The organism is Arthrobacter sp. H41, assembly GCF_000520535.1.
Lineage (GTDB): Bacteria > Actinomycetota > Actinomycetes > Actinomycetales > Micrococcaceae > Arthrobacter_D.
Genome location: NZ_KI914786.1, coordinates 23698 through 30461 on the forward strand (window position 1 = coordinate 23698; position 6764 = coordinate 30461).

The 6764-nt window shown below is 67.3% G+C and carries 7 protein-coding genes and 1 pseudogene; all 8 read left to right on the top strand.

Annotation, left to right across the window (positions count from 1 at the left end; all coding sequences use genetic code 11):
• Positions 1–1399 (top strand): UDP-N-acetylmuramate--L-alanine ligase (murC, locus tag Y705_RS18215; RefSeq protein ID WP_049822426.1); only part of this gene is annotated, 1399 nt, incomplete at its 5' end.
• Positions 1389–2267, top strand: a complete 879-nt coding sequence (locus Y705_RS18220) for a cell division protein FtsQ/DivIB (protein ID WP_049822427.1) — start codon at positions 1389–1391, stop codon at positions 2265–2267. The genes murC and Y705_RS18220, both read left to right, overlap by 11 nt.
• Positions 2268–2480: 213 nt before the next feature.
• The gene (gene ftsZ / locus Y705_RS0107455; protein ID WP_026532403.1) at positions 2481–3665 is read left to right on the top strand and encodes a cell division protein FtsZ; all 1185 of its coding nucleotides are present in this window, start codon (positions 2481–2483) and stop codon (positions 3663–3665) included.
• Between the two features lie 14 nt (positions 3666–3679).
• Positions 3680–4516 carry a purine nucleoside phosphorylase YfiH/LACC1 family protein gene (locus Y705_RS0107460; protein ID WP_026532404.1) on the top strand — a complete coding sequence of 279 codons (837 nt, stop codon included), beginning with the start codon at positions 3680–3682 and terminating at the stop codon, positions 4514–4516.
• Between the two features lie 46 nt (positions 4517–4562).
• Entirely contained in the window at positions 4563–5312 is a 750-nt protein-coding gene (locus Y705_RS0107465; RefSeq protein WP_026532405.1) for a YggS family pyridoxal phosphate-dependent enzyme, read from the top strand.
• 94 nt (positions 5313–5406) lie between these two features.
• Positions 5407–5925, top strand: coding sequence for a cell division protein SepF (locus Y705_RS0107470; RefSeq protein WP_026532406.1), 519 nt, complete (start codon positions 5407–5409; stop codon positions 5923–5925).
• A 60-nt stretch (positions 5926–5985) separates the two neighbouring features.
• A complete protein-coding gene (locus tag Y705_RS0107475) occupies positions 5986–6276 on the top strand; it encodes a YggT family protein (RefSeq protein ID WP_026532407.1) in 291 nt (96 codons plus the stop codon).
• Between the two features lie 144 nt (positions 6277–6420).
• Positions 6421–6650, top strand: a pseudogene (locus Y705_RS23075) (DivIVA domain-containing protein); the annotation flags it as partial.
• Between the last annotated feature and the right edge of the window lie 114 nt (positions 6651–6764).

Genomic DNA, 6764 nt, shown 5'->3' on the forward strand with positions numbered 1-6764 from the left:
CGAGCCGGTCCACTTCCTCGGACTCGGCGGGGCCGGCATGTCGGCCGTGGCGCGGGTGCTGCTCGGACAGGGACTGCGCGTCACGGGATCCGATGCCTCGGATTCGAAGGCGCTCGCCGCCCTCGCCGCCCTCGGCGCGGGCGTGCACGTGGGCCATGATCCGGCGAACCTCGCCGACGCCGGGACCGTCGTGATCTCCTCGGCCATCCGGACATCCAACCCGGAGCTGGTCGAAGCGAAACGGCGCGGGATTCCGGTTCTCCACCGGTCCGAGGCCCTCGCCGCGGCCATGGCGGGTCGGCGAACGGTCGCCGTCGCAGGCACGCACGGCAAAACGACGACGACGGCGATGATCACCGTGATGCTCCAGGGCGCCGGGCTTGCGCCGTCGTTCGCGATCGGCGGCGACGTCGCGGCGCTCGGCGTCAACGCCCAGTGGACCGGAGGGGACATCTTCGTGGCCGAAGCCGATGAGTCGGACGGCTCGTTCCTCAACTACGTGCCGTCCATCGCGGTCGTCACGAACGTGGAGGCGGACCACCTCGACCACTACGGAACGGCGGACGCGGTGACGGCGGTGTTCCGCCGGTTCGCCGAGCTGGTGCCGGAGAACGGGCTGCTCGTGGCCTGCGCGGACGACCCGGGTGCAGCACAGCTCGTCGCAGGAACGACTCCGGGCAGGCGCGTGCGCACCTACGGCTACGCGGCGGAGGCTGACATCCGCGTCGAGGCGACGCGCGCCTTCGGAAGCACCTCGAACAGCGTCCTGTCCTTCGTCGTCGACGGCCTCGACGCGCGGCAGGAACTCCAGCTCGGCGTTCCGGGACGGCACAACATCCTCAATGCCGCTGCTGCTTTCGCCGTGGCACTCGAGCTCGGCGTTGATCCCGCGGTCGCGGCGGCGCACCTCGCCCTCTTCTCGGGCGCCGCACGCCGCTTCGAGGCCCGCGGTGCAGGACGGGGCGTGCGCGTGTTCGATGACTACGCCCACCATCCCACCGAGGTTGCAGCAGCATTGACCGCCGCGCGCACCGTTGCCGGGGACCACGCCGTCCACGTCCTGTTCCAGCCCCACCTCTATTCGAGGACCAGCGAATTCGCCCAGGGTTTCGCCGACGCGCTCGGCATCGCCGATTCCGCGGCCATCCTTCCGGTCTACGCTGCCCGCGAGGACGCGGTGCCGGGCGTCGGGGGCTGGCTCATCGCCGATCGGATGGGACCCGCCGGCACGTATGAGGAGAACCCTGCCGCCGCCCTGCAGTCGCTGGTGGCGCGCGCCACCGAGGGTGACATCATCCTCACCGTCGGCGCCGGGGACGTCACCGCGTACGGCATGCAGCTCGTCGAGCTGCTTCGCGCCGGTGGGACCCCGCAGGACGGAGCGGCTGATGGTTCCTAGGAAACCCCGCACTCCAGCCGGCAGCAGTGCGGTACCCGGCGGCGGTACCCGCGCGAACTCCAGCCGGGTTTCAGTGCTCGACGACGGTTCGCCGGCTGCTGTTCCTTCCGACGCCGCCTCCGCCGTCCCGTCCGTCGACGTTCCCTCGGCCACCGTCCTCGAGTTTCCCGCACCGCCGCGCGGACGGCGCCGACGTTACGTGCTGATTTCCGTTCCCCTCCTTGTCCTGGCCCTTGCGGGCCTGGTCGCCTACCTCGTGTTCTCCCCGGCGCTGGCGCTGAGGGAACTCGAGGTGCAGGGGAACTCGCTGGTTCCCACGGAGGAGGTCACCGCTGCGCTTGCTCCCCTCATGGGCGTTCCCCTGACGCAGATCTCCGACGGCAGGGTCCGCGATCTTCTGAAGGACAAGGCACCCATCGAGGACATCGATGTTGCCGCGGAACCACCCTCGACGCTGGTGGTCACCGTCACCGAGCGAACCCCCGTGGCCATCGTGCAGGACACCAGCGGATTCGTCCTGATCGATTCCACCGGCCGGCAACTGGGCACCGTGGCGGATCGGGACACGGTGCAGCTCCCGCTCATCGACGGCGGAACCGCGGCGATCGATTCCGCGGTCTTCCCCTCGATCACCGAGGTGCTGGCGGAACTTCCGGCGGACGTCCTCGGGCGGCTGAACAGCGCCTCGGCGTCGAGCCCGGACTCCATCCAGCTTTCCCTGTCGGGGGACCAGAAGATCTTCTGGGGCAGCGCCGAGCGGAACGCCGCCAAAGCGCGCGTGCTGACCGCCCTCCTCGCGATGCCGCCGACGGATCCCCCCGTGAAGGAGTTCGATGTCAGCACACCGGATCGACCGGTGACACGGTGACACGGCAGGGCTGTTGGCATCCCGATGAATTGCAGCAATCGGTGCGACACGCGGCCGATGTCATTGCAACAGCGGCCCGCTGCCCATAGCGTCAAGATAGAAGTTACTTGACATAACGTTAACTTTCATCCTGAAGGTTAACGTTGAACGAGGTTCGGTTCCGGCCGGACGGACCCCCATACAGCGTAGAGATTCGAACAAGGGACACAGGACGTGGCAGCACCGCAGAATTACTTGGCCGTCATCAAGGTCGTCGGCATCGGCGGTGGTGGCGTGAATGCCATCAACCGGATGATTGAGGTGGGTCTCCGCGGGGTGGAGTTCATCGCGATCAACACCGACGCGCAGGCGCTGCTGATGAGCGACGCCGACGTCAAGCTCGACGTCGGCCGTGAACTGACCAGGGGCCTGGGCGCAGGCGCCGATCCCGAGGTGGGACGGCGCGCAGCGGAGGACCATTCAGAGGAGATCGAGGAAGTACTCCGCGGTGCGGACATGGTCTTCGTCACCGCCGGCGAGGGAGGCGGCACCGGTACGGGCGGTGCGCCCGTCGTGGCCCGCATCGCACGATCGCTGGGAGCGCTGACCATCGGCGTCGTCACCCGGCCGTTCACGTTCGAGGGCCGCCGCCGGTCGAACCAGGCGGAGTCCGGCATTGATACCCTCCGCGAGGAGGTCGATACCCTCATCGTGATCCCCAACGACCGGCTGCTCTCGATCAGCGACCGCAACGTGTCGATGCTCGATGCCTTCCGGTCCGCTGACCAGGTCCTGCTGTCCGGCGTCCAGGGAATCACCGACCTCATCACCACTCCCGGCCTGATCAACCTCGACTTCGCGGATGTGAAGTCCGTCATGCAGGGCGCCGGTTCGGCGCTCATGGGGATCGGTTCGGCCCGGGGCGAGGACCGCGCCGTCAAGGCCGCGGAGCTCGCCATCGCGTCCCCGCTGCTCGAGGCATCGATCGACGGCGCGCATGGCGTGCTGCTGTCCATCCAGGGTGGTTCCGACCTCGGCCTCTTCGAGATCAACGAGGCAGCCCGGCTGGTCCAGGAGGTCGCGCACCCCGAAGCGAACATCATCTTCGGTGCCGTGATCGACGATGCTCTGGGAGATGAGGCCCGTGTGACCGTCATCGCGGCCGGCTTCGACCAGGTGGATGTCACGTCCCAGCCCGCCGCTCCTGCGCTCAAACCTGCCGCGGCCCCCACGGTCGGTGAGAACCGCCGTGCGGCTGCTCCCGCTTCGGCCGGACTGGGTGCCTGGTCGCAGCAGCGCTCCGGTGGACAGGCCGTTCCGGCGGACGCAGGGTTCGACGTCGATCTGCCCGCGGTCGTGGAGCAGGACCTGTCCTCGGGCCGCTCCGACGACCTCGACGTGCCCGATTTCCTCAAATAGGGACGTCCGGCACAGTGTTTTTCTGGCGTGAGCAGGTGCGCCCGGGGCTGCATGTGGCGTTCACCAGTGCGGCCGCGGGTAACCTGGCGTTCTCCGTGGGGAATGATCCGGAGTCGACGACGCGCAACCGTAGCGCCCTCGAGGCGTCGCTGGGGGTGCTCCCTGGACGCCTGCGCTTCATGAACCAGACCCACTCGAGTGTTGTCGCCGACGTCGGTCCCTTGGACGGCGGCGGGGGAGACGAGCCGGGAGCTCGCGCTGGTGTTCACGCTGACCCTGTGATCCACGCCGACGCGATGGTGTCCGCCGACGGCTCGGTTCCCCTGGCCGTCCTGGTGGCCGACTGCGTGCCGATCGTGCTGGCCGACCGGCGAAGCCGGGCCACGGCGGTGGTGCACGCAGGCCGGCAGGGAATCCTCGACGGCATCGTCGGCCGGACCGTGGCGCGCTTGCGGGAGCAGGGGGCAACGGATCTCGAAGCATGGATCGGGCCGTCCGTCTGCGGAAGGTGCTACGAGGTGCCGGCATCGATGAGGGACGAAATGGCGGCACTGGTGCCTGCCGCGAGGGCCCGCACCCGTTCCGGCAGCCCGTCCCTCGACCTTCCGGCAGCCGTCACCGGCCAGCTGGAAGAGCTCGGCGTCGAGGTCCTGTCCGGCGCCGTCCACCCGGGCAGCATCCTCCCGAATGTCGGGTTGAATACAGGATTGAATGTCAGGTCGGATTCCGGGTCGGATGCCGTGCGTCCGGACCCGTCGAATTCGTGGTGCACCCTGGAGAACCCCGGGCTCTTCTCCCACCGGCGAGAGCCAGGTGCGGGACGGCTTGCCGGGCTCGTCTGGCGGATGTGACGGCGGACTTGATGGCGGACATGATGGCGGACATGGCGGGGGCGCGATGCAGGACCTGAACCCGGCTCCCGGCGGCCGGGCGGCGGAACTGCGCGACCGGCTGGCGGCAGTACGGCACCGGATAGCTGCAGCGTCGGCCGACGCCGCACGCCCGGAGCCGGCACTGATCGTCGTCACCAAGTACTTTCCGGCGTCCGATGTGCGGATCCTCTCCGGTCTCGGGATTCTCGACGTCGGCGAGAATCGGGACCAGGAAGCAGCTCCGAAGGCGGAGGAAACATCCGACTGTCGCCTGCACTGGCACTTCATCGGCCAGCTGCAGACGAACAAGGCGAAATCGGTGGTTCGGTACGCCGACGCCGTCCATTCAGTGGATCGGGTGTCCCTGGTGAATGCGCTCGCCAAGGGCTGGGCGGCGGAGAACGAGCACCGCGAACAGCGGGGCGAGCATCCCCGGGACCCCCTTTCCTGCTTCGTCCAGGTCAATCTCGACGAGGCCGCCGCCGACGCCCGGGGCGGAGCATCGCCCGGACTCATCGAGGAACTCGCCGTCCGGATCGCCGGGGCTCCGGGGCTGGCCCTCGCCGGCGTCATGGCGGTCGCCCCCCTCGGAGCCGATCCCCTCACGTCATTCCGCCGGTTGGGGGACCTCGCCGCCGCAGTGCGGGCGGTGGATGTCCGCGCAACCGGCATGTCGGCCGGCATGAGCGCCGACCTCGAAGCGGCGATCGCCGCTGGTGCGACACACCTCCGGATCGGCTCTGATGTGCTCGGTCCGCGTCCTCCCTTGCGGTAGCGTCTGAGCTATAACGGCGGGGATACCGGGGTCGACACCAGAAATGCCACGGGAACGACCAGACGTTCCACCTTTTGAGATGACAGGAGCTACCATGGCTGGCGCACTGCGCAAGACAATGATCTACCTTGGGCTTGCCGATGGTGACGAGCACTATGAGCCCGAACCGCGAAGCGCGCACGGCAGGAACGAGGAGTACGCAGTGGATTACGACCGCGAAGAACGCCACCTCGAGGCGGCTCCCGCAGCACGAAGCGTATCCATCGACGAGTACCGCGCCCCGGTGACTCCCATCAAGCGTGCCCACTCCTCTCGGGAGGATTCCTCCTCCCTCCGCCAGATCACCACCGTCCACCCGCGGTCCTACAACGACGCGAAGCTGATCGGCGAAAGCTTCCGCGACGGCATTCCCGTCATCATGAACGTCACGGACATGGGCGAATCCGACGCCAAACGTCTCGTCGATTTCTCCGCGGGCCTGGTTTTCGGTCTCCACGGGAGCATCGAAAGGGTCACCAATAAGGTGTTCCTGCTGTCACCGTCGTATATTGAAGTCCTTGGCGAAGACCAGAAAGCCAGTGAGGCGCAGACCAGTTTCTTCAACCAGAGCTGAATCCGCAGGTTTTCCGGACTTGCCGCACCCCCGTAAGGCCCAAAGGACTGGAACTTCTCTGTGAGTTTGGTATTTGCCCTCGTCTACCTCGTGTTGATGCTGTTTCAGCTCGCGCTCATCATCCGCATCGTGTACGACGCGGTGCAGATGTTCGCCCGCGACTGGCGCCCCAAGAAGTGGGCGCTCGTCCTGGCCACGGGCGTCTACACCGTCACTGATCCACCGATCCGGGCACTGCGGCGCCTGATCCCGCCCCTTCGGCTGGGCGGCGTCTCACTGGACCTGGCCTTCCTCGTCCTCTTCATTTCCGTCGTCATTCTGATGGGTGTGTCGGCCAGCCTGGCACTCTGAGCAGTTTAGGAACTTGGGTTCCAAAAGATATACGCTGAATTCCAGCTTGATGGAAAGCGGTTGTTCCATGTCCACAATTTCCGGTACCGAAGGCAAGGCCGTGTTGAGCGCCGGCCTTCCTGATAACTCCCACGAGGTGACCAGATGGCCTTGACGCCAGAAGACGTTGTGAACAAAAGGTTCCAACCCACGAAATTCCGTGAAGGATACGACCAGGACGAGGTCGACGATTTCCTCGACGAGATCGTCGTGGAACTGCGCCGACTCAACCAGGAGAACGAGGAGCTGCGGCTTCAGGTGAACGGGGCGCCCGCCGCCGCGCAGCAGCCCACCTCGGTGCCCGCACCGGTCGCGGCCGGCACCGGAGCAGGAGAGGCTCCCGACGAGGTCGAACCAGAGCCCGAGGTCGCGCCCGAGCCCCAGGATCCGGCATCGGATCCCACGGGCATCCCGGCACCGGCGGGCATCTCCTCGGCCGCGTCCGCCGC

What these genes read in the sequence shown, in the direction of transcription:
- Y705_RS18220 (WP_049822427.1), top strand. Translation starts at nt 1,389, where the DNA reads ATGGTTCCTAGGAAACCCCGCACTCCAGCCGGCAGCAGTGCGGTACCC.
- Y705_RS0107465 (WP_026532405.1), top strand. Translation starts at nt 4,563, where the DNA reads ATGCAGGACCTGAACCCGGCTCCCGGCGGCCGGGCGGCGGAACTGCGC.
- Y705_RS0107470 (WP_026532406.1), top strand. Translation starts at nt 5,407, where the DNA reads ATGGCTGGCGCACTGCGCAAGACAATGATCTACCTTGGGCTTGCCGAT.